Below are 17,034 nucleotides of genomic sequence, written 5' to 3'. Positions count from 1 at the left end.
GTGTTATGAGTAAAAAAAGCAATAATCAAGGTAGAGCCTATGAATTTGCGTATTTGAATACTTTACATGAAGAAATATCAAAATACAGGGTCTCAAAAATTGAAAAAAACTCAAGCTACAAAGCTGCTGAAAAGGCATGGAATACTTTAGAAGAATCTGAAAAAGATATGTATAAGGTAAGTGCTTTGGCAGGAACTAATACTATTTTAGAATTAGAGCCTTTAATATTAGATGATGGAGATGATGAGCTAGAATTAAAAATTCAGACTGATAATAAGGGTAAAGATGGAGACGTAAGGGACGTTTTAATCATTAGAAAAGGCATAGAATGGGAGATTGGTCTAAGTGTAAAGCATAATCATTTTGCAGTTAAGCACAGTAGATTATCTAAAGGATTAGACTTTGGAGAAAAATGGTACGGTATAAAATGCTCTGATAAATATTGGGAAGATATAAAGCCTATTTTGATTATTTAGAAGATGAAAAGGCAAAAGGATCAAAATGGAGAGATCTTCCTAGTAAAGAAGACGATGTTTACTTACCTCTTCTAAATGCTTTTAAGGATGAACTTGATAGACAAAATAATGTTTTTGGTAAAGATATTCCAAAATTAATGGTTGAGTATCTTCTTGGAGAGTTTGATTTTTATAAAGTAATTGGTATTGACAGTAAACAAATGACACAAGTTCAAAGCTATAACCTAAGAGGTACTTTGAATAAAGAAGGCATAAAACGCAAAAGAAGTGTTAAGCTACCAATAGCTTCGTTACCAACAAGAATTGTAAGCTTAGAATTTAGACCAGGAAGCAAAAATACTTTGGAACTGTACCTTGATAGGGGTTGGCAATTTAGCTTTAGAATACACAATGCAGCAACTAAAGTAGAAACAAGTTTGAAGTTTGATATACAGATAATAGGTATGCCTACTACTATTATTTCTATAGATTGTAAATGGAAGTAGAGGGTTTTATGAATAAAATAGCCGAAGAATTAAATAGCTATCCTGATAATTATTGGGATTTTAAAGGGATAACTAAATCAGGCATACACAATATTGGTAAATACCCTGCTACTATGGTTCCAGATATGCAGTATCAATTATTAAGTGTTATAAGCAAGCATTTAAATAACAAAAATATTACTTTGTTAGATCCTTTTTGTGGATCTGGAACAACATTAGTTATCGCGCAAGAATTAAGGATTAATTCTGTAGGGATTGATATAAATCCATACGCTACATTATTGTCGTTTGTAAAAACTCATAAATATGATAGAACGGATGTTTGTGATGCAATTTCAACAATTAAAAGTAATTTAAAACAGGAATCAAATTTTCCAATATATGATTTTTATAATATTAAAAAATGGTTTAGAGATGATATAATAAAATCTTTGAGTCAAATAAGGCATTGTATATTATTAGAGAGAAGTCAAGATATAAGAAAATTTTTTTGGATTTGTTTATCTGAAGTTATATTTAAATTTAGTAATGATAGGACTAGCACGTTTAAATTACACGCTCTTCCAAAGGAAAAAATAGATTTAATAGAAGATAAATGTATAGAATATTTCATCAAAATTATTAACGATAATTCAGAACATTTAAATTATAGCAATACAACTAGTTCAAATATAATATACGGTGATTCAAGTAGTATCATCAATAATAAATTAAAAGGTAAATTTGACATTATATGTACTTCTCCACCGTATGGTGATAATCCGACAACAGTAACATATGGACAAGCTTCTATTTTATTCTTAAAATGGATTGATTCAAAAGACTTATCTTGCAGTCGAGAGCTATTAGAAAGATATACAACTATAGATAAAATAAGTATAGGTGGAGAAAAAAGAAATATAATTAATACTAAAAATATAAAGTCATTAAATGAATTCTTGGACAAGATTTCATTAAAAAAACAATCAAAAGTAATTAATTTTTTGAGGATTATTATATATCACTTAAAAATATGAATAAATGCTTATCAAAAAATGGCTATTTAATAATGACAGTTGGAAATAGAAGCGTGGATGCAGTAAGGCAACCTTTAGATGATATAAGCATTGAAATATTGGAAAGTTTAGGTTTGAAATTGGTGTCTAAATTCAATAGGAATATTTTATATAAGAATTCACCTTCAAGATTACCTTTTAATAAAAACGAAAGATCGATAAGTACTATATCTCAAGAAACGATATTGTTGTTTAATAAAATGGAGGATTAATGTGAGTGATACAATAAAAAAATTAAAGTAGATTCAAGGTTAATTTACCAACTAGGAGAGGCTTTAATAGATAATAATAAAGTTGCGCTTATGGAACTTATAAAAAACTCATCAGATGCTGATGCTACCATATGTAAACTTACCATTGACACATCTTATCAATCTGAACATGGAAGAGGAAAAATAACTATAGAAGATAATGGTAATGGGATGAATGAGCATATAATTGAAAATGGTTTTTTAATAATAGCATCATCTTTTAAAAACAATTATCAAAAAATTTCTCCAAAATTCAAAAGAATTGCTCAGGGAAATAAGGGAATAGGAAGACTATCATTAAATAAATTAGGAAAATTTGTAAAAGTTACTACTAAATTAGACACAGATTTTTTATTTGAGAACTATAAAGAATTTGACTTAAAAAGAAGTTTTGGGGTTGATAATTTAGATGATATTCTTAAGGAAAATAAGGATAAATATTATAGCTTTAAAATAAATTGGGAAGATTTTAACGCTGATAATGTTTCTATAGATGATGTGAGTATTACTATTAAACACGAAGAGTATAATGATAGTGTCAAATTTAATGGAGAAAATCACGGAACAAGAATAGAAATTTTAGGAATAAAAGATTTAGATTATTGGAAGGAGAAAGAGGTTGTAAATTTAATTAATGATGAAATCAATCAATTATTTAATCCCTTCATTGAAAAAGAATATAGTTTTTTGGTAAAAGTTAAGGTAGATAACAACCCTGTTTTCTCTAATGATATAATAGATAAGGAAAGAATAAGAAAAACTTCATTTTCATACGCTAATTTTTGTTATTTCTCAAATCGAAAGAAATTAAATATAAGTCTGAAAAGGAATAAGCATTATATAAAAAAGAAATTGACAAGTTAGTTAAAATCATGGAGAATTCAAATTTCATTCTTGAAGGAAAAATTGATTATGAAAAACAGTATAAGTTATATAGTGATACATTTGTTGAAATTGATTTAAATAACCTTCAAAAACTTAAGGAAACAATAGCAGATTACCAATGTGATGTCACAAAATTTAATTTATATGATGAAGATAAAATTTTTTTACCAGGCGATTTTCAAGGTGAAATTTTTGCCTATGATTTTCTAATGATAAAGAAATACATCAAATAAAGAAATATGTTAACAATTTCTTAGGTATAAAGGTTTATAGAAATAATTTTAGAATCCTACCTTACGGTAATATTGATAACGATTGGTTGGATATGTCTGGGTATAATACAAGAGTTAAATCCATAATATATAAAAAACATACAACTATAGGCTATGTTAAAGTTGATGGTCTAGAAAATCTTGATAAGATAAAGGAAATGACTAACAGGCAAGGAATTCAATTAGATAATTATGGCGAAAATTTTATTTTATTAATGAAAAATGTAGTGTATGGGACAATATCTAAGATGGAGAAAGAATTTAATGAAAATCTTAACGCACCTAAAGCAAAAACATTAAGAGAAAAAAAACCTGGTGAAATAATAAAATATCAAGTATCTTATTTAAAAAAATTTCTGATCCTCAAACAGAAACCAAAGCTAAGATATCTGAAATAAGAAAAGATATTGAAAATAACAATCTTGATAATTTACAACTGATAGAAAAAGTCAATAGTCTTAATAAAAACCTAAATGATATAAATAAATATAATTTAAAAAAAGAAAATCTCATAAACAATGAATATAAATATATAAATGAATTAAACCCTATTATTGGGAGTGCAATAATTTCACAAGCATTATCACACGAAATAAATAGATTGTCAAACCAGATAGAATCTTCATCGAAGTATATTAGGCGATTATGTCAAGACAATAGTGAAATATGTAATCATATTGATATAATAGACACAGATTGTTTTTACTTATCTAGGTATGCATCATTACTAGACATAAATTCTAGAGCTAAGAGAAGAAAATATGAAACTTTTTAATAGGAGATTATGTAAAGTCTATATTATTAGATAATCCGATTTTTTTTATAAGGGTAATAACTATAAATATAGTATTGAAGGAGATGATTTTTAGTCAGAGGCATAAAGTCAAATGTAAAGATTATAGTAGAAAACATGGTTCTAAACTCGTTATATTGGCTAGAATATTACAAAATTAAAAATCCTATGATCACATTAGTTTTTTTACCAACTCTTAGAAAACTTATTTTTATGATAATGGTATAGGTATAGATAAAAAATATCTGAAAAGATATTTGAGCCATTTGTATCTAATAAACCAGAAAACGATGGGCGTGGCATGGGATTGTATATAGTTTCAGAGTTGCTAAAAGATTTTGGAGCTATGGTTTCATTATCTGAAGAAAAAATATATATGGAAATAAGTATAAATTTATTATTGAATTTTGGAGGATTGATGTAATGTATGATTTTTTCAATAAAGATGACTTAATAATTATTGTTGACGATGAAATAATTCCAAATAATAAAGAAAACTTTAAGTTAATAGATTTACAGGATAATATGGTTACATTAATTGCAAAAAAATTAGATTTGACTATTGATGAATATGAAAATTATTCGCTTTTAGATATTGAGAACCTTCTTGAGGAACAAAACTCTAGTTTAGAAGATTTAATAAATTATGAGATTCCTGAAGAATTCAAGCTAGCAAACTTAGTAAAGTATAATCCATTTGATATTTCTGAAAGTACCATTATCGACAAAATAATGGAAGTTAATGCAAAAAGAAATTTTATAGTATTAGATAAATTTTTAGAAAAAATGAAAATATGAATATTATAAAAAATTATTTAACAAAATTAAGTGAAATTATTTTAGAATACTATATAGGAATTGTTTTTTACTCATCAGATCCAAATGTAATAGAATCTTTAGAAGATTCAAAATTATTCTTAGAGAAGATTGGGTTGGGACATAATGAAATAGAAAATCTATCAATGCATGTAAATTTTGTAGATAAAGGTTCGAAAGATAAACTATTATGTTTTGAAAAAGCATTTAGAAAATCGCAAAATAGTAATCTACTATCTTTATATTCTGAAAGTTATGATAAGACAATTCAAGAATTGAAAGAAAGAATGTGGGATATTAATAATAATGAATCATTAATTCATTATGATTACTTAATAGAAGGAATGCAAATTGATGATATATTTTATGAGATATATAAAAGTAGATTTAATAAAATATATAGTGAAAAATGTTTTGAAGAATATGGAAAATATATAAACCCAGTAAGAAAATCAATACAAATTTATGAAGGAAATAAGAATCTTGAAGAAGAAGAAATAAAAAGAAGGGTTTTTATTTCACGAAGTGTCAAAGAATTAAATAATCTATTAAAGAAGGAGTCTTATTTATCTGAATGTAAAAAAGTGATGATATTAAGTTTGGGGATTTAATTAAAATAGAAGATTCTCATTACATGGTAATTACTCAAGATTGTGACTTGTCTATAAGACTATTGGGCGGAAGAAAATCTAATTTTATTACACTAATAAAAATTAATTATTCGATTGATGATTTTACTAATAATTTAATTTCTAAAAAATTAAATATATATTTAATCAAACATTTGGTGATACAAAGTCTGGATATAATATTGTAGATATTATAAAGTCAGATATAACTTCTTTTAAAAAATTGAACATAAGTGAATCTATGATTGATAATATTTTTATCAATAAGGAAAAAGACAAATGTGATATAAAGTGTAAAATGAAAATATTGAATTAGATCCAAATATTAACCTGTATACAGTAGATAATTTATTTATTGATTGCATATTGATAAACTTTAATAATAGCGATGCTATGAATGTAACAATTGAAAATATTAATAATTCGAAAGAAATTAGACTAGCTACGAAGAAGAATATTATAAATAATTTTAATAATTTTATAGATAGATATTCTAAATTGCAATACGATTCTTTGAAAGAAATATCGGATAATAATCTTATATCTGATTTAATACCTATAGAATTTATATTTGATAAAGGTAAAAAACTCACTGGTTTCTCTATTGGACAAAATAAAATCAAAAGAGTTGCTCATATTGAATATATAAAAGCATATGATTTATTTAAAGAATTTTGGGTAAATATTCTCGCTTATCTTTTAATAGTCCGCCTCTGATATAGTAAATTATATTAATATTTTTTAATTGATAACGGTACTAGGACTGGGATGGGACTAAAAATTTGAAAACGTCCTATAATTAGGTGGATTTAGTGATACAAGAAAAAATAGCATGTGGTATTTGAATGGTTTGGGATATATTGTACGTTTGGAAAAGAAGAGTGGGAATAGAGTAACAAATATGTTTCTGCTATAAAACTGTTGAAAATACAGTATTTCAGCGTTTTGCAGGAGCAAAAAACTCCTTAGTGATACTGTTTTGATACTAAAAAGGTGAAAAAGTAGGCTCAAAAGGGAGTTGTTGAATTTAGGTGAATTCTTTAAAGCCTTCCATCATTTTGGTGGGAGGCTTTTGTGGAAATAGTGGGTGACGAATTAGAAAATTCCAATTTGTTATTGCATATGAAAGTTATGAGTGGTATCCTTTACTTAATATATTATGAAAGAGGGGTGTTCAATTATGAAGAATAGAAAAGTCAATTTTAAATCTGAATATCTTTTGAATACCTCGGTTATTCTGAATTGAGAAGTAGTTTGCCGTGGTTTTATAAGCCACGGCACTTTTTTATCTTTGGTTATTCATAGATATTCATACAAGACCATTTTTAAATTATTAAAAGAGTTTATGGAGGAATTTATGATTAATCTTAGAAAAATTACAGAAGAAAACTTTATTGATGCATTTAATCTGAAATTGGGGAATGGACAGGAAAAATATGTTTCCAATCCAATCCGTAGTTTAGCCCAAGCCTATGTTTACCGTGAACAGTGTCAGCCTTTTGGAATATATGATGAAGACAAAATGGTTGGTTACGTTATGGTCATATATGATTACGATATTCCAGAATATGATATTTGGCATATGATGATTGATTATTCCAATCAGGGAAAAGGATACGGAAGAGTCGCACTTGAACAAATAATCGCTTATATTAGAGAGAAGCCCTTTGGTGATTCAAACAAAATTACACTTACTTGCAATAAGGATAACAAAGGTGCTTTGAAACTATACCATAATGTTGGATTTGCAGAAACAGGTGCGGAAGACGAGGATGAAATTGAGCTTTCTATGGTATTACAGCAATAAATCCAAGTTCGTCTAAATCATCGAATAGTGTAAAAACAAAGCACATAACTTTAAGATTATAAATCTTTTAGCTATGTGCTTTTTCTATGCTTATTTTATATCCGGTGGAACCTTTGCTCTGATACCACTTTTATAGAACTTGACATTGCTTTATTCAAATGGAACATAATCTTTTTTCAAACTATCGGGATAGTTTGCTTTCTAATCCTGTAATTCCTCTTTTGTAATTTCGTTATTCTCATATTTTTCTTTCATTTCCTGCCATTGGTCAAGCATATTGCGTATTCTTAGAATAGCTTCACTGCCAAAATATAAACCTGTGATACTGTTTTGATACTAAAAAACTCTAAAACCACATATAATAGGCATAAAAATAGCCAAAAACAGAAACTACAAAGATACTGGCATGGAATTAAAGAAACAAATATGCTATGGTAATTATTGAATAGGAGTAAAAAATATTGCGAGCAATATTTTTTACGTTTTCCACCATTTATCAAGGTGTGAAGCACCGCAGTATAAATGGATGGAAACCCTTCTTCAGGGAAGAAAAGCCGACGCGACGAATAGGAGCGTTGGCTTTTCTGATTCGCTAATGGGATTGAAAATTACTTAGTAATTTTCAAGTATGATAGTGACTTGCTCAAAGGGAGAGAATGAAAAATGGCTACTGGTACTCAAATGGTACTGGAAGTAAAAAAGAATAAATTGAATAATAGTTCCAAGTGGTTTACATTTGGACAAAAATTAGATCATAACTTAAGTGTTATGGTCTTTTCTATTTTAAAAACATCTTTTTTAATAAGATTCAACTTAAAATATATTTAACAGATGAAGAAAAAGAAATCTTTGAAAAGAAAATGAAACTTGCAAATTGCAAAACAATGTCCCACTTTCTTAGAAAATGTGTATTAGAAAAAGAAATTTATATTGTAGACCTAGAACCATTTAGAGATCTTCAATGGTTACTTTCAAATGTAACAAATAATATAAACCAGATTGCAAAAGCTACTAATATGACTGGTGTTATTTACAAAAATGAAATTGAATCAATGAACAAAGAAATAGAAAAATTGGCAAAAGAAATATGGGATATACATTCCCTATTATTAAGAAAGAAATAAGATATATAAGTTTGTAGAGCTGTCTATATATACAGTTGCAGAAACTTGTTTTATTTGATATAATATATATGTTTATATGGGGGGTCAAATAATGAGCAATGAAATTATATTTACGATAAATGAAGTACTTAATGAAAAAAATATTAGCAAGAATTGGCTTGAAGAAAATGCTAATTTACAAAGAAGTCAATTAAACTCATATGCAAATAATAAAGTAAAACGAATAGATCTTGACGTATTAGCAAGAATTTGTATAGCGCTAAATGTCGAAGTTGGCGATCTTATTAAATTGCAAAGAAATAAAGGAGAACTTTAAATGGAATCAAAAGTAATAGTTATACCTGAAGGTAAGGTATGTGATTATATAGATGGAAAATTTAGAAAAGATACGCCAGAAGAATATGTACGTCAAACTATTGAAAAAAGACTAATAAACGAACATAAATATAATCGAGATCAAATAAGCGTTGAATATACAGTTCAAATTGGTTCTGGTAAAAAGAGAGCAGACATAGTTATATTTCCTGATGAAAAAGTTGATAAAATACAAGAAAATATAAAATTATTATTGAATGTAAAAGTGAAAAATTGAAGCTAGTAACTCTAAAGATGGGGTCGCTCAATTAAAATCATATATGTCAGCTTGTTCCAATGCAGAATGGGGCATGTGGACAAATAGTAAAGAAAAGTTTGTATTCAAAAATATATAGATGATTCTGGATCTATACAATTTATGGACTATAATGACATTCCATCAGCTGATGGAAGCTTAGATGATATTAATAGACCTAAAAGAACAACTTTAAAAAACGCATCAGATGATAATTTGTTATTCACATTCAAAACATGTCATAACCATATTTATGTAAATGAAGGAATGCAAAAACAACCTGCTTTTTTGAACTTTTAAAAGTTATTTTTGTAAAATTGAAGATGAGAGGGACATTCCAAAACCATTAGAATTTTATGCAACAAGTGAAGAAAGATCTAATGGTGATGGTCAACTAACCATTAAAAATAGGATAGAAAAGATATTTGAAAGAGTAAAAAAAGAAAAGAAAAATGCAAAGATCTTTGAACCGAATGATAGCATAAAATTACATCCAAGGACATTATCCTATATAGTGAGCGAATTACAAAAGTATAGTCTTTTAAATACAAGAATAGATATTAAGGGAAAAGCATATGAAGAAATAGTTGGTGCTTACCTTAGAGGGGATCGTGGTGAATTTTTACACCCAGAAATGTAATGCAGATGGTTGTTGAAATGATAAATCCTACTATTGATGAGAAAGTTTTGGACTCATCTTGTGGAACGGGAGGATTTGTTGTAACTGCTATGACTCATGCTATGAAGCAATTAAGGTCAGAATTCACAAAAGATATTGGAAAAGATAAAGAAAACTGGAATGATTATGAAAAGAAAGCTTTCCAAGATAAAATTTCTGACATGGCAAAAATAACTATTTTGGATTTGATATTAATCCAGATTTAGTAAAAGCGACAAAGATGAACATGGTTATGAATAATGATGGCAGCGGAAATATTCTTCAAACAAATTCCCTCTTACCTCCCCATGAATGGACAGATGATTTTAAAACAAGATTAGCATCAGCTCTACAAATTGATAAAAAATCAATTATAAATCACTATGATATAGGATTTTTTGATGTAATTGTAACCAACCCACCATTTGGTAGTAAGATTCCAATAAAAGATCATGCTATATTATCTCAATTTGAACTTGCCAGAATATGGAATCAGGATAAAAAACAGGTAAATGGACAATGACTGATAGGTATCAATCATCTGTTTCCCCTGAAATATTATTTATAGAAAGATGCTATCAATTTTTAAAACCAGGTGGAAGAATGGGCATAGTTCTTCCTGATGCTCTATTGGGTTCGCCAGGCACTGGTTATATAAGAGAGTGGCTGATTAAAAATACAAAGATTATTGCAAGTATCGATTTACACGAAGATACATTCCAACCAAGAAATGGTACTCAAACATCAGTGTTAATCTTACAAAAGAAAACAAAAGAAGAAATATCCAAAGAAGAATCTACTGGACAAATGGCTGATTATAACATTTATATGGCAATAGTTGACAAAATTGGTCATGATAAAAGAGGAAACACTCTTTTAAAAGAGATAATGAAGGAAACGAGATAATGGTTCCTGAAAAACAAAACGTCTATAGATTAGATGAAACATCGGCAGGAGATAAAACAGCCCAAATGGAAAGTATAGAGAAAATTGTTGACGATCAAACAATTCTCGTACCAGATATTTTAGAAAATGGAAGATTAATGAGGGAATATCATGGTAAATTCAGCAGCTAAAAAATTAGAAAAACAACTAATAGAAATAGTTGAAATACCTAAGGATGATATTAACTGGTCTAGTGTTTCTTTGAGCGATATTTTAACTAGAGATAAACGATTAGAAGCATCAACATTTAATATAGATAGAGATCATGCATTACAGCTATTAAACAATAGTAAATATGAAGTAATAACTTTAGGATCAGATAATATTGGGTTTAATGATTGCTACTATGGACCACGTGCAAAAAGAAATTATTTAAGCGATATAGATAGTACGTCTATAGGGTTTCTTGGAAGTTCAGAAATGTTAGATATTTATCCTAAACCAATAAAATATGTTTCTCCCGATAATTCTATGGTTAAACAACTTTCTTTGAGTGAAGAAATAATTTTGATATCTCGATCTGGAACTATAGGTAATGTAACTTTTGTAAATAAGTCATTAGCAAAATATTTAGTTAGTGAACATGCAATAAGGTTAGTTATTGATAAATTTCCTGGATATGTATATGCCTATCTTAAAACCGATATTGCACAAAATTTATTGCATGCAGAGAAATTTGGATCAGTAATATTAGAAATTGAACCAGAAGCATTAAAAAACATGCCTATTCCTAACCCTCCAGATATGATTAAGAAAAAAATTGACGATTTAATTCTACAATCATATGCTAAAAGAGATGAATCAAATAAACTTATTGATGAAGCAACTAAAATTATGATTGATGAGCTAGAGTTACCTCCAATTGAAGAATTAAAGAAAGAAGCTTTTTCTTACAGCAAAGATATTAATTCTTTTCTACAAAATTAAGTGATTTAGATGGAAGATTAGAGGGAAGCTATCATATTCCTTTGATAGATGTTATAGAAAAATATATGAGTAAACATGCCGATTTAAGGTATTTAGATGATAAAGCTTTAGTAAAAGATATTATTTTGCCTGGAAGATTCACTAGAATATATGTTACAAAAGAACATGGAGTTCCATTCATAGGAGGTAAAGATTTATTTCAACTAAAGTCAGAAACAGGAAAATACTTATCAAAAAAGCTCATAAAAACAGGTTAGAAAAAGAATTGCTCATAAAAGAAAATTCAATTATATTACCATCAAGAGGTACACTAGGATCTGTAATGATGGCTATGCTTCATCAAATAGGAAAATATGCTATAAGTGATAATTTAATTCAAATGCAATGTGAAAAAGACTATGTAGGTTATATATTTATTTTTTAAATTCCATATATGGGGAAAAACTAATATATAGACAAAAATATGGTGGTGTTGTGAACGCTATAGAACCTATTCAATTGAAAAAAGTATCTGTACCGTTTTTAAAAGATGTTAAGAAAATTGAACTAATAAATAATCTTGCTTTCAAGGCAAATGAATTACGTTATCAAGCTTACAAACAAGAACAAGAAGCTATTAATATCATGAATAAAGAGGTGTTAGGACTATAAATAGAGTAAAATAGTTATGTAAATATAAGGAGTTCAAGACTTTACTAAAGAAACAGATTTTAAACACAGGAGGAAATTTATGATTATAGCTATTGGAGGAGGGGAAATATCCCAAAATCAAACCTACGATATAGATAAATTCATTGTCGAGTCATCAAAAAAAGAAAATCCAAATTTTCTATTCATTCCTACAGCAAGTAAAGATGCTGAAGCTTATATAGAGATCATCAATAATTTATACGAGAGCTTAGGATGTAAAACTGATACCTTGTATTTATCTAACGTAAAAGTAAACAAGGAAGAGGTTAATCAAAAGATAGAAAATGCAGACATCATCTATGTTGGCGGCGGCAATACTCAATACATGATGAAAGTTTGGGAAGAATATGGTGTAGATAAGGCGCTAATTAGAGCTTATAAAAGTGGAAAAGTACTGGCAGGCTTAAGTGCAGGCTCTATATGCTGGTTTATTGCAGGCCATAGTGATAGTGAGTATATAGAAGGTGTTGAAAATCCAAAACCTATATGGGTTAAGGGTTTAGGTATTATTCCTTATTTACACTGTCCTCATTATGACGAGCCTGATAGAGTAGGATTTGATGAGTTTTATGTTGGACAGCTAACAGATGCGATTGCAATAGAAAATCAAGTGGCAGTTGTTTGGGATAATTATAAGATGTACGTTATTAAATCGAACCCTAATAAAAACGCATATAAAATTTCTTGGAGTGATACAGGTTTGAATAAAGAAGTTTTATTTTAAGGTTTTTCTCCGGTACTGGGACTGGGACGGGACTAAAAATTTGAAAATGTCCTATAATTAGATGGATTTAGTGATATTAGAAAAAATAGAATCTAGTATTTTGAATGGTTTGGGATATATCGTACGTTTGGAAAAGAAGAATGGGAGTAATCGAAAAATTTTCTAAAATGCCTTAATTACAAGCTATAAAGAGAATGGGAAATTGATACTGGTACTCAAATGGTACTGTAAGTAAAAAAGAATAACTTGAATAATAGTTCCAAGTGGTTTACATTTGGACAAAAAATTGAGAATGTGAATTATTTTGAAGAATATCTTCTTAAAAATACAAAATATGAAACAGCATCCACATCAAGACATGAATTTGAAGAAGTCTATAGTGTGAAGATGAAGAAGATTTTATTAAGTTAAATCTTCAAATCAGGTTTAGATAAATTTTGAATTTTAAATATAAAAAATTAAATTTATAATGTGTATGGAGGAGTAAAATGGAAGGTATAAAAGAAGTGATGAGTATTAATATAGAAAATTGTAATTGTGTCAAAAGTGCAAATATTAATATAAATACCAATTCACTTAATATTAAATATGGTTTGAATGGAACGGGGAAATCTACAATTAGTAAGGCAATTTTATATTTTTCAAATAAAGATAATGATTCGTTATCTAATTTAAGACCATATAATTCAGATGTAGATCCTAAAATAAAAATTGTAAGTTTAAGAAAGTAAGATTATTTGATGAAAACTATGTAAATAGGTACCTTTTTGAAAATGATAGCTTTTAAATAATTCATATCAAGTTTTTTGCGTGATAAAGAATTAGATAAGATCAGGGAAAATACAGAAAATTTATTAAAAAGTTTGAAAAATATTTTGAACAATCGGAAGAATTGAATGATTTGATGAACTTTCTTCCTAGTTATAGAAACATCACTAATTTTGATAATGGTAATATTTCAAAAAGAGGTGGCTTAGGAGAATTATTAAAAGGAAATGGTTCGGGATTTGATAATCACGAAGAGTTAAATTCATATAAACCGTTTTATGAAAATAGAGACTTTTCTGATGTATCAAAATGGGCTAAATGGAGAAATGATGGAATAAAACAAATGAATGGTGAATCGTGCCCATTTTGTACTCATAATATGAATTTGGAAAGTATTGAAAAACAAAATAAAACAATATCAACTGTATTTAAAAACTCTGCTTTAAAAACGGCAAATGAAGTATTGGATTTTTACAAAATGCTGTAGAAAAAGGATATATTGAACAAAACTCTGTTAAAATTTTGGAGAGATATATTGGTGATAGTTCTAAATCTAATGAACTATTAGCTGAGATGAATCAGATTGGAATCGAAACAGAATATTTATACGTAAAAATAAAGCAATTATTTAGATTTAAGCCCATGAATGTATCTCGTGAGCAACTCGAAGATATAGAGTCACAGCTGGATAATTTTATTATTGATAATAGACAAATATCTAGATTTTATACAACTGAGAAAATTAAATTTTTAATAAAAGAAATTAATGGGAAAATTGATGAACTAAGAGAAAAACATCAGCTATAAAGACATTATTTCTTAAATGTCAGCAAAAAATGGAGGATTTAATAAAGGATAGGAGAGAAGATATAAATGATTTTTTTCAATAGCAGGTTTTCCTTACAAATTTATATTAAAAAACAATGGGGAAAATAATGCTATTTGTTATTTAATTCCAAGTAATGCAGACGAAATTGACAAAATAGAAAACCCTCAAAATCATTTAAGTTGGGGTGAAAAAAATGCTTTTTCTCTAGTAATGTTTATGTTTGAAGTAGCCAATGATGATGTAGATCTAATTATTTTAGACGATCCTATAACTTCTTTTGATAAAAATAAAAAATTTGCTGTAACAAAAAGATTATTTGATAAGAAGGAGTTTAGTTTTAAAAATAAAACTGTATTGATGTTAACACATGATTTACAGCCAGTTATTGATTACGTACAAGGCAAATTTTAAGAAGATATGATATACATACACCAGTATATGCAACATACCTTATTAATAATGATGGGAATTTAGAAGAAAAAGAGATAACAAAAAGTGATTTGAAAAATATTGTGGAATTAACTCGAAGTATTGCTATCGAAAGTTCTTATGACATCGCTACTAGGATTATTAACTTGAGAAAATTTATTGAATTAACAACACCTAATTTTTAGAAAATTCTGCATATGATGTTTTATCAAATCTAATACATGGAAGATCTTCAGATAAATATAAGAGTAGAATAGATTATGAAAGTAAATCGGATTTTATTAATAAAGGAATGGATTTTATAAATGAATTTATACCTAATATGAATTACAATGATCTAATTGATGAAACAAGCGATGATAAATTATTACAATTAGTTAAAAATGGAAATATATATACACAAATAATAGCGATTAGATTTTTATTCGAAAAAGATAGAGATAGTGGCACTTTAATTTCACATCTTAAAAAAGAATACCCAAATGTGTGTAAATTTGTAAATGAAACAAATCATATAGAAAATGATTATATATTCCAATTAAATCCAATGGAGTTTTTCGAAATACCATTATCTTATTTAAACCAGTTAAAGATATTTTGCAATGAAAAATTAACTAACTAATTTAACATATACTATAATTAATTATTTTCTCCGGTACTGGGATTGGGACGGGACTAAAAAATTTGAAAATGTCCTATAATTAGATGGATTTGGTGATACTCTAAAAAATAGAATATAGTATTTTGAATAGTTTGGGATATATCGTACGTTTGGAAAAGAAGAATGGGAATAAGATACAAGATAAATTGAAATACCTAAAAATATACGTTTATCGTGGTGAAAGATGATTAAAAATCATTAAAATTAACCTAGTTTCTTTTCAAAAGCTTACAGTATTTCGGATATTAAATGCAAGATTGAATTATTCATCTTGCATTTTTTTGTTTGAAATATAATTTTTTATTGTATAAATATAGTCTTACTTTTAATAGATAAGCATTTTATAAGTAAAAACAACAGAGAGAAAATAAGTTGGGGAATGGTGGAAATATCAGTTTTACAATAATTTTTGTATTGTATATTGAAAAAATACAAATGTGAATTTTTATAATGAATGATATAATATAATTATAAATATAATTTTTAACAAGGGGTAGTAGTTGTATGGAAATCATTGTTTTATTACTTATAGCATTGGCTATTATAGGAATTCCTTCATATTTGATTTTTCGTATTTTTAAGAAATTCGATGAAAATAAGATTGTTTATTCTCCGGAAGAAGTTACTAAAAGACTTCGAAGAGGATTCTATTTGTCGAATTGGGGGATTGACTTATTATTTGGGGGGATCCTTTCTTTTATAATAATGTTTTGTGACGTTGATGAGGTTTTTATGCTTGTTGTTACAGTTGCTACATTAGTTATTGGGCTTATTGTATTTTTTGTTGGAAGAATTCAGGTGGGAATGATGACAAGATACATTAATTTTTGTAACAGAGAACGTACAGAATTTGAAGAATGGATTTTACAGAATATGCTGGACATAGAAGAAGCGGCTGCAAGTAGAAATGTATTAAATTCTATAACAAAAGTAACTCCTGGAGTTACAGATGATATGATTTCAGCTATGAATAGTAAAGACATAATCAGTGGTTATAGATCAGTAGGAAAAATTTATACTGGAAATAATATTTTTAAAAATCATTGGCCGATAATTTCTATTATAGGGATAATTCTAATCTCTGTTGTAACTACTATAGTAAAATGATCTTTATTGAAAAATTTATAAGAATTGGGTAGTAAAAATATTCGAAAAATATAATTAGTTTTAACGAATATTTCATTAGAAAATGTATGATAA

Annotated in this window: 30 protein-coding genes and 1 pseudogene; all 31 read left to right on the top strand. The window is 27.4% G+C overall.

The window, feature by feature from the left end:
- Window positions 1–5: 5 nt before the first annotated feature.
- Window positions 6–961 (top strand): annotated as a pseudogene (locus I6H46_RS10490) (HaeIII family restriction endonuclease).
- An 8-nt stretch (window positions 962–969) separates the two neighbouring features.
- Window positions 970–1,977: a DNA methyltransferase gene (locus I6H46_RS00985; protein WP_200225947.1), complete on the top strand. Its 1,008-nt coding sequence runs from the start codon at window positions 970–972 to the stop codon at window positions 1,975–1,977.
- A 341-nt stretch (window positions 1,978–2,318) separates the two neighbouring features.
- Entirely contained in the window at window positions 2,319–3,131 is an 813-nt protein-coding gene (locus I6H46_RS00975; RefSeq protein ID WP_200225942.1) for an ATP-binding protein, read from the top strand.
- A gap of 8 nt (window positions 3,132–3,139) precedes the next feature.
- Window positions 3,140–3,385 (top strand): hypothetical protein, encoded by a 246-nt coding sequence (locus I6H46_RS00970; protein WP_200225940.1) that lies wholly within the window; start codon window positions 3,140–3,142, stop codon window positions 3,383–3,385.
- Window positions 3,386–3,477: 92 nt separating this feature from the next.
- The gene (locus I6H46_RS00965) at window positions 3,478–3,822 is read left to right on the top strand and encodes a hypothetical protein (protein WP_200225938.1); all 345 of its coding nucleotides are present in this window, start codon (window positions 3,478–3,480) and stop codon (window positions 3,820–3,822) included.
- 696 nt (window positions 3,823–4,518) lie between these two features.
- Window positions 4,519–4,641 (top strand): hypothetical protein, encoded by a 123-nt coding sequence (locus I6H46_RS10205; RefSeq protein WP_267907450.1) that lies wholly within the window; start codon window positions 4,519–4,521, stop codon window positions 4,639–4,641.
- Window positions 4,641–5,015: a hypothetical protein gene (locus tag I6H46_RS00960; RefSeq protein WP_200225936.1), complete on the top strand. Its 375-nt coding sequence runs from the start codon at window positions 4,641–4,643 to the stop codon at window positions 5,013–5,015. Before I6H46_RS10205 ends, I6H46_RS00960 begins: the two co-directional genes overlap by 1 nt.
- Window positions 5,012–5,644 carry a hypothetical protein gene (locus tag I6H46_RS00955; RefSeq protein ID WP_200225934.1) on the top strand — a complete coding sequence of 211 codons (633 nt, stop codon included), beginning with the start codon at window positions 5,012–5,014 and terminating at the stop codon, window positions 5,642–5,644. The genes I6H46_RS00960 and I6H46_RS00955 overlap by 4 nt, the downstream gene beginning before the upstream one ends.
- Window positions 5,645–6,028: 384 nt before the next feature.
- A complete protein-coding gene (locus tag I6H46_RS00950) occupies window positions 6,029–6,379 on the top strand; it encodes a hypothetical protein (RefSeq protein ID WP_200225932.1) in 351 nt (116 codons plus the stop codon).
- Window positions 6,380–7,019: 640 nt separating this feature from the next.
- The gene (locus I6H46_RS00945) at window positions 7,020–7,469 is read left to right on the top strand and encodes a GNAT family N-acetyltransferase (protein ID WP_050756653.1); all 450 of its coding nucleotides are present in this window, start codon (window positions 7,020–7,022) and stop codon (window positions 7,467–7,469) included.
- 791 nt (window positions 7,470–8,260) lie between these two features.
- Complete coding sequence (locus I6H46_RS00940; protein ID WP_200226246.1) at window positions 8,261–8,593, top strand: plasmid mobilization protein; 333 nt, start codon at window positions 8,261–8,263, stop codon at window positions 8,591–8,593.
- Window positions 8,594–8,684: 91 nt separating this feature from the next.
- A complete protein-coding gene (locus I6H46_RS00935) occupies window positions 8,685–8,909 on the top strand; it encodes a helix-turn-helix domain-containing protein (protein ID WP_039920572.1) in 225 nt (74 codons plus the stop codon).
- On the top strand, window positions 8,910–9,185 hold the full coding sequence (locus tag I6H46_RS09590) for a type I restriction enzyme HsdR N-terminal domain-containing protein (RefSeq protein ID WP_267907449.1): 276 nt from the start codon (window positions 8,910–8,912) through the stop codon (window positions 9,183–9,185).
- A gap of 43 nt (window positions 9,186–9,228) precedes the next feature.
- Window positions 9,229–9,303, top strand: a complete 75-nt coding sequence (locus I6H46_RS10200; protein ID WP_267907461.1) for a hypothetical protein — start codon at window positions 9,229–9,231, stop codon at window positions 9,301–9,303.
- 23 nt (window positions 9,304–9,326) lie between these two features.
- The gene (locus I6H46_RS09585; protein ID WP_234287374.1) at window positions 9,327–9,503 is read left to right on the top strand and encodes a hypothetical protein; all 177 of its coding nucleotides are present in this window, start codon (window positions 9,327–9,329) and stop codon (window positions 9,501–9,503) included.
- A gap of 345 nt (window positions 9,504–9,848) precedes the next feature.
- Window positions 9,849–10,088, top strand: a complete 240-nt coding sequence (locus I6H46_RS10195; RefSeq protein WP_267907448.1) for a DNA methyltransferase family protein — start codon at window positions 9,849–9,851, stop codon at window positions 10,086–10,088.
- A gap of 14 nt (window positions 10,089–10,102) precedes the next feature.
- On the top strand, window positions 10,103–10,384 hold the full coding sequence (locus tag I6H46_RS10190) for a hypothetical protein (protein WP_325100609.1): 282 nt from the start codon (window positions 10,103–10,105) through the stop codon (window positions 10,382–10,384).
- Window positions 10,381–10,767, top strand: a complete 387-nt coding sequence (locus tag I6H46_RS10185) for an N-6 DNA methylase (RefSeq protein WP_267907446.1) — start codon at window positions 10,381–10,383, stop codon at window positions 10,765–10,767. Before I6H46_RS10190 ends, I6H46_RS10185 begins: the two co-directional genes overlap by 4 nt.
- Window positions 10,767–10,937, top strand: a complete 171-nt coding sequence (locus tag I6H46_RS09575) for a hypothetical protein (protein WP_234287373.1) — start codon at window positions 10,767–10,769, stop codon at window positions 10,935–10,937. The genes I6H46_RS10185 and I6H46_RS09575 overlap by 1 nt, the downstream gene beginning before the upstream one ends.
- The gene (locus I6H46_RS00925) at window positions 10,918–11,733 is read left to right on the top strand and encodes a restriction endonuclease subunit S (protein WP_200225930.1); all 816 of its coding nucleotides are present in this window, start codon (window positions 10,918–10,920) and stop codon (window positions 11,731–11,733) included. The genes I6H46_RS09575 and I6H46_RS00925 overlap by 20 nt, the downstream gene beginning before the upstream one ends.
- A 41-nt stretch (window positions 11,734–11,774) precedes the next feature.
- Complete coding sequence (locus tag I6H46_RS00920; protein ID WP_200225928.1) at window positions 11,775–11,990, top strand: hypothetical protein; 216 nt, start codon at window positions 11,775–11,777, stop codon at window positions 11,988–11,990.
- Window positions 11,991–11,998: 8 nt separating this feature from the next.
- Complete coding sequence (locus I6H46_RS00915) at window positions 11,999–12,157, top strand: hypothetical protein (protein WP_200225926.1); 159 nt, start codon at window positions 11,999–12,001, stop codon at window positions 12,155–12,157.
- A gap of 50 nt (window positions 12,158–12,207) precedes the next feature.
- Window positions 12,208–12,384, top strand: a complete 177-nt coding sequence (locus tag I6H46_RS00910) for a hypothetical protein (RefSeq protein ID WP_200225924.1) — start codon at window positions 12,208–12,210, stop codon at window positions 12,382–12,384.
- Window positions 12,385–12,463: 79 nt separating this feature from the next.
- On the top strand, window positions 12,464–13,147 hold the full coding sequence (locus tag I6H46_RS00905; RefSeq protein WP_004839251.1) for a Type 1 glutamine amidotransferase-like domain-containing protein: 684 nt from the start codon (window positions 12,464–12,466) through the stop codon (window positions 13,145–13,147).
- Between the two features lie 294 nt (window positions 13,148–13,441).
- Window positions 13,442–13,558, top strand: a complete 117-nt coding sequence (locus I6H46_RS09570; protein ID WP_232618495.1) for an HpaII family restriction endonuclease — start codon at window positions 13,442–13,444, stop codon at window positions 13,556–13,558.
- Between the two features lie 77 nt (window positions 13,559–13,635).
- Window positions 13,636–13,878 (top strand): hypothetical protein, encoded by a 243-nt coding sequence (locus I6H46_RS00895; protein WP_200225922.1) that lies wholly within the window; start codon window positions 13,636–13,638, stop codon window positions 13,876–13,878.
- A 161-nt stretch (window positions 13,879–14,039) separates the two neighbouring features.
- Window positions 14,040–14,402: a hypothetical protein gene (locus I6H46_RS00890; protein ID WP_200225920.1), complete on the top strand. Its 363-nt coding sequence runs from the start codon at window positions 14,040–14,042 to the stop codon at window positions 14,400–14,402.
- Window positions 14,403–14,437: 35 nt separating this feature from the next.
- On the top strand, window positions 14,438–14,722 hold the full coding sequence (locus I6H46_RS00885) for a hypothetical protein (RefSeq protein ID WP_200225918.1): 285 nt from the start codon (window positions 14,438–14,440) through the stop codon (window positions 14,720–14,722).
- 238 nt (window positions 14,723–14,960) lie between these two features.
- Window positions 14,961–15,155: a hypothetical protein gene (locus tag I6H46_RS00880; protein ID WP_200225916.1), complete on the top strand. Its 195-nt coding sequence runs from the start codon at window positions 14,961–14,963 to the stop codon at window positions 15,153–15,155.
- Between the two features lie 340 nt (window positions 15,156–15,495).
- Window positions 15,496–15,795 carry a hypothetical protein gene (locus tag I6H46_RS00875; protein ID WP_200225914.1) on the top strand — a complete coding sequence of 100 codons (300 nt, stop codon included), beginning with the start codon at window positions 15,496–15,498 and terminating at the stop codon, window positions 15,793–15,795.
- 543 nt (window positions 15,796–16,338) lie between these two features.
- A complete protein-coding gene (locus I6H46_RS00870; RefSeq protein ID WP_019118448.1) occupies window positions 16,339–16,941 on the top strand; it encodes a hypothetical protein in 603 nt (200 codons plus the stop codon).
- The last annotated feature ends 93 nt before the right edge of the window (window positions 16,942–17,034 follow it).

Origin of the sequence: Anaerococcus obesiensis (assembly GCF_016599815.1) — a bacterium.
In the GTDB taxonomy this organism is placed as follows: Bacteria; Bacillota; Clostridia; order Tissierellales; family Peptoniphilaceae; genus Anaerococcus; species Anaerococcus vaginalis.
This window is presented reverse-complemented; position numbering and strand designations above follow the sequence as displayed.

Coding starts and splice junctions, on each gene's coding strand:
- I6H46_RS10190 (WP_325100609.1), top strand. CDS start 10,103: ATGAACATGGTTATGAATAATGATGGCAGCGGAAATATTCTTCAAACA.
- I6H46_RS10195 (WP_267907448.1), top strand. CDS start 9,849: ATGGTTGTTGAAATGATAAATCCTACTATTGATGAGAAAGTTTTGGAC.
- I6H46_RS00895 (WP_200225922.1), top strand. CDS start 13,636: ATGGAAGGTATAAAAGAAGTGATGAGTATTAATATAGAAAATTGTAAT.
- I6H46_RS00880 (WP_200225916.1), top strand. CDS start 14,961: ATGTTTGAAGTAGCCAATGATGATGTAGATCTAATTATTTTAGACGAT.
- I6H46_RS00975 (WP_200225942.1), top strand. CDS start 2,319: ATGGAACTTATAAAAAACTCATCAGATGCTGATGCTACCATATGTAAA.
- I6H46_RS00965 (WP_200225938.1), top strand. CDS start 3,478: ATGTCTGGGTATAATACAAGAGTTAAATCCATAATATATAAAAAACAT.
- I6H46_RS09575 (WP_234287373.1), top strand. CDS start 10,767: ATGGTTCCTGAAAAACAAAACGTCTATAGATTAGATGAAACATCGGCA.
- I6H46_RS00875 (WP_200225914.1), top strand. CDS start 15,496: ATGAATTACAATGATCTAATTGATGAAACAAGCGATGATAAATTATTA.
- I6H46_RS00985 (WP_200225947.1), top strand. CDS start 970: ATGAATAAAATAGCCGAAGAATTAAATAGCTATCCTGATAATTATTGG.
- I6H46_RS09590 (WP_267907449.1), top strand. CDS start 8,910: ATGGAATCAAAAGTAATAGTTATACCTGAAGGTAAGGTATGTGATTAT.
- I6H46_RS00945 (WP_050756653.1), top strand. CDS start 7,020: ATGATTAATCTTAGAAAAATTACAGAAGAAAACTTTATTGATGCATTT.
- I6H46_RS09585 (WP_234287374.1), top strand. CDS start 9,327: ATGGACTATAATGACATTCCATCAGCTGATGGAAGCTTAGATGATATT.
- I6H46_RS10205 (WP_267907450.1), top strand. CDS start 4,519: ATGGGATTGTATATAGTTTCAGAGTTGCTAAAAGATTTTGGAGCTATG.
- I6H46_RS00960 (WP_200225936.1), top strand. CDS start 4,641: ATGTATGATTTTTTCAATAAAGATGACTTAATAATTATTGTTGACGAT.
- I6H46_RS10185 (WP_267907446.1), top strand. CDS start 10,381: ATGACTGATAGGTATCAATCATCTGTTTCCCCTGAAATATTATTTATA.
- I6H46_RS00970 (WP_200225940.1), top strand. CDS start 3,140: ATGGAGAATTCAAATTTCATTCTTGAAGGAAAAATTGATTATGAAAAA.
- I6H46_RS00925 (WP_200225930.1), top strand. CDS start 10,918: ATGGTAAATTCAGCAGCTAAAAAATTAGAAAAACAACTAATAGAAATA.
- I6H46_RS00870 (WP_019118448.1), top strand. CDS start 16,339: ATGGAAATCATTGTTTTATTACTTATAGCATTGGCTATTATAGGAATT.
- I6H46_RS00905 (WP_004839251.1), top strand. CDS start 12,464: ATGATTATAGCTATTGGAGGAGGGGAAATATCCCAAAATCAAACCTAC.
- I6H46_RS00955 (WP_200225934.1), top strand. CDS start 5,012: ATGAATATTATAAAAAATTATTTAACAAAATTAAGTGAAATTATTTTA.
- I6H46_RS00935 (WP_039920572.1), top strand. CDS start 8,685: ATGAGCAATGAAATTATATTTACGATAAATGAAGTACTTAATGAAAAA.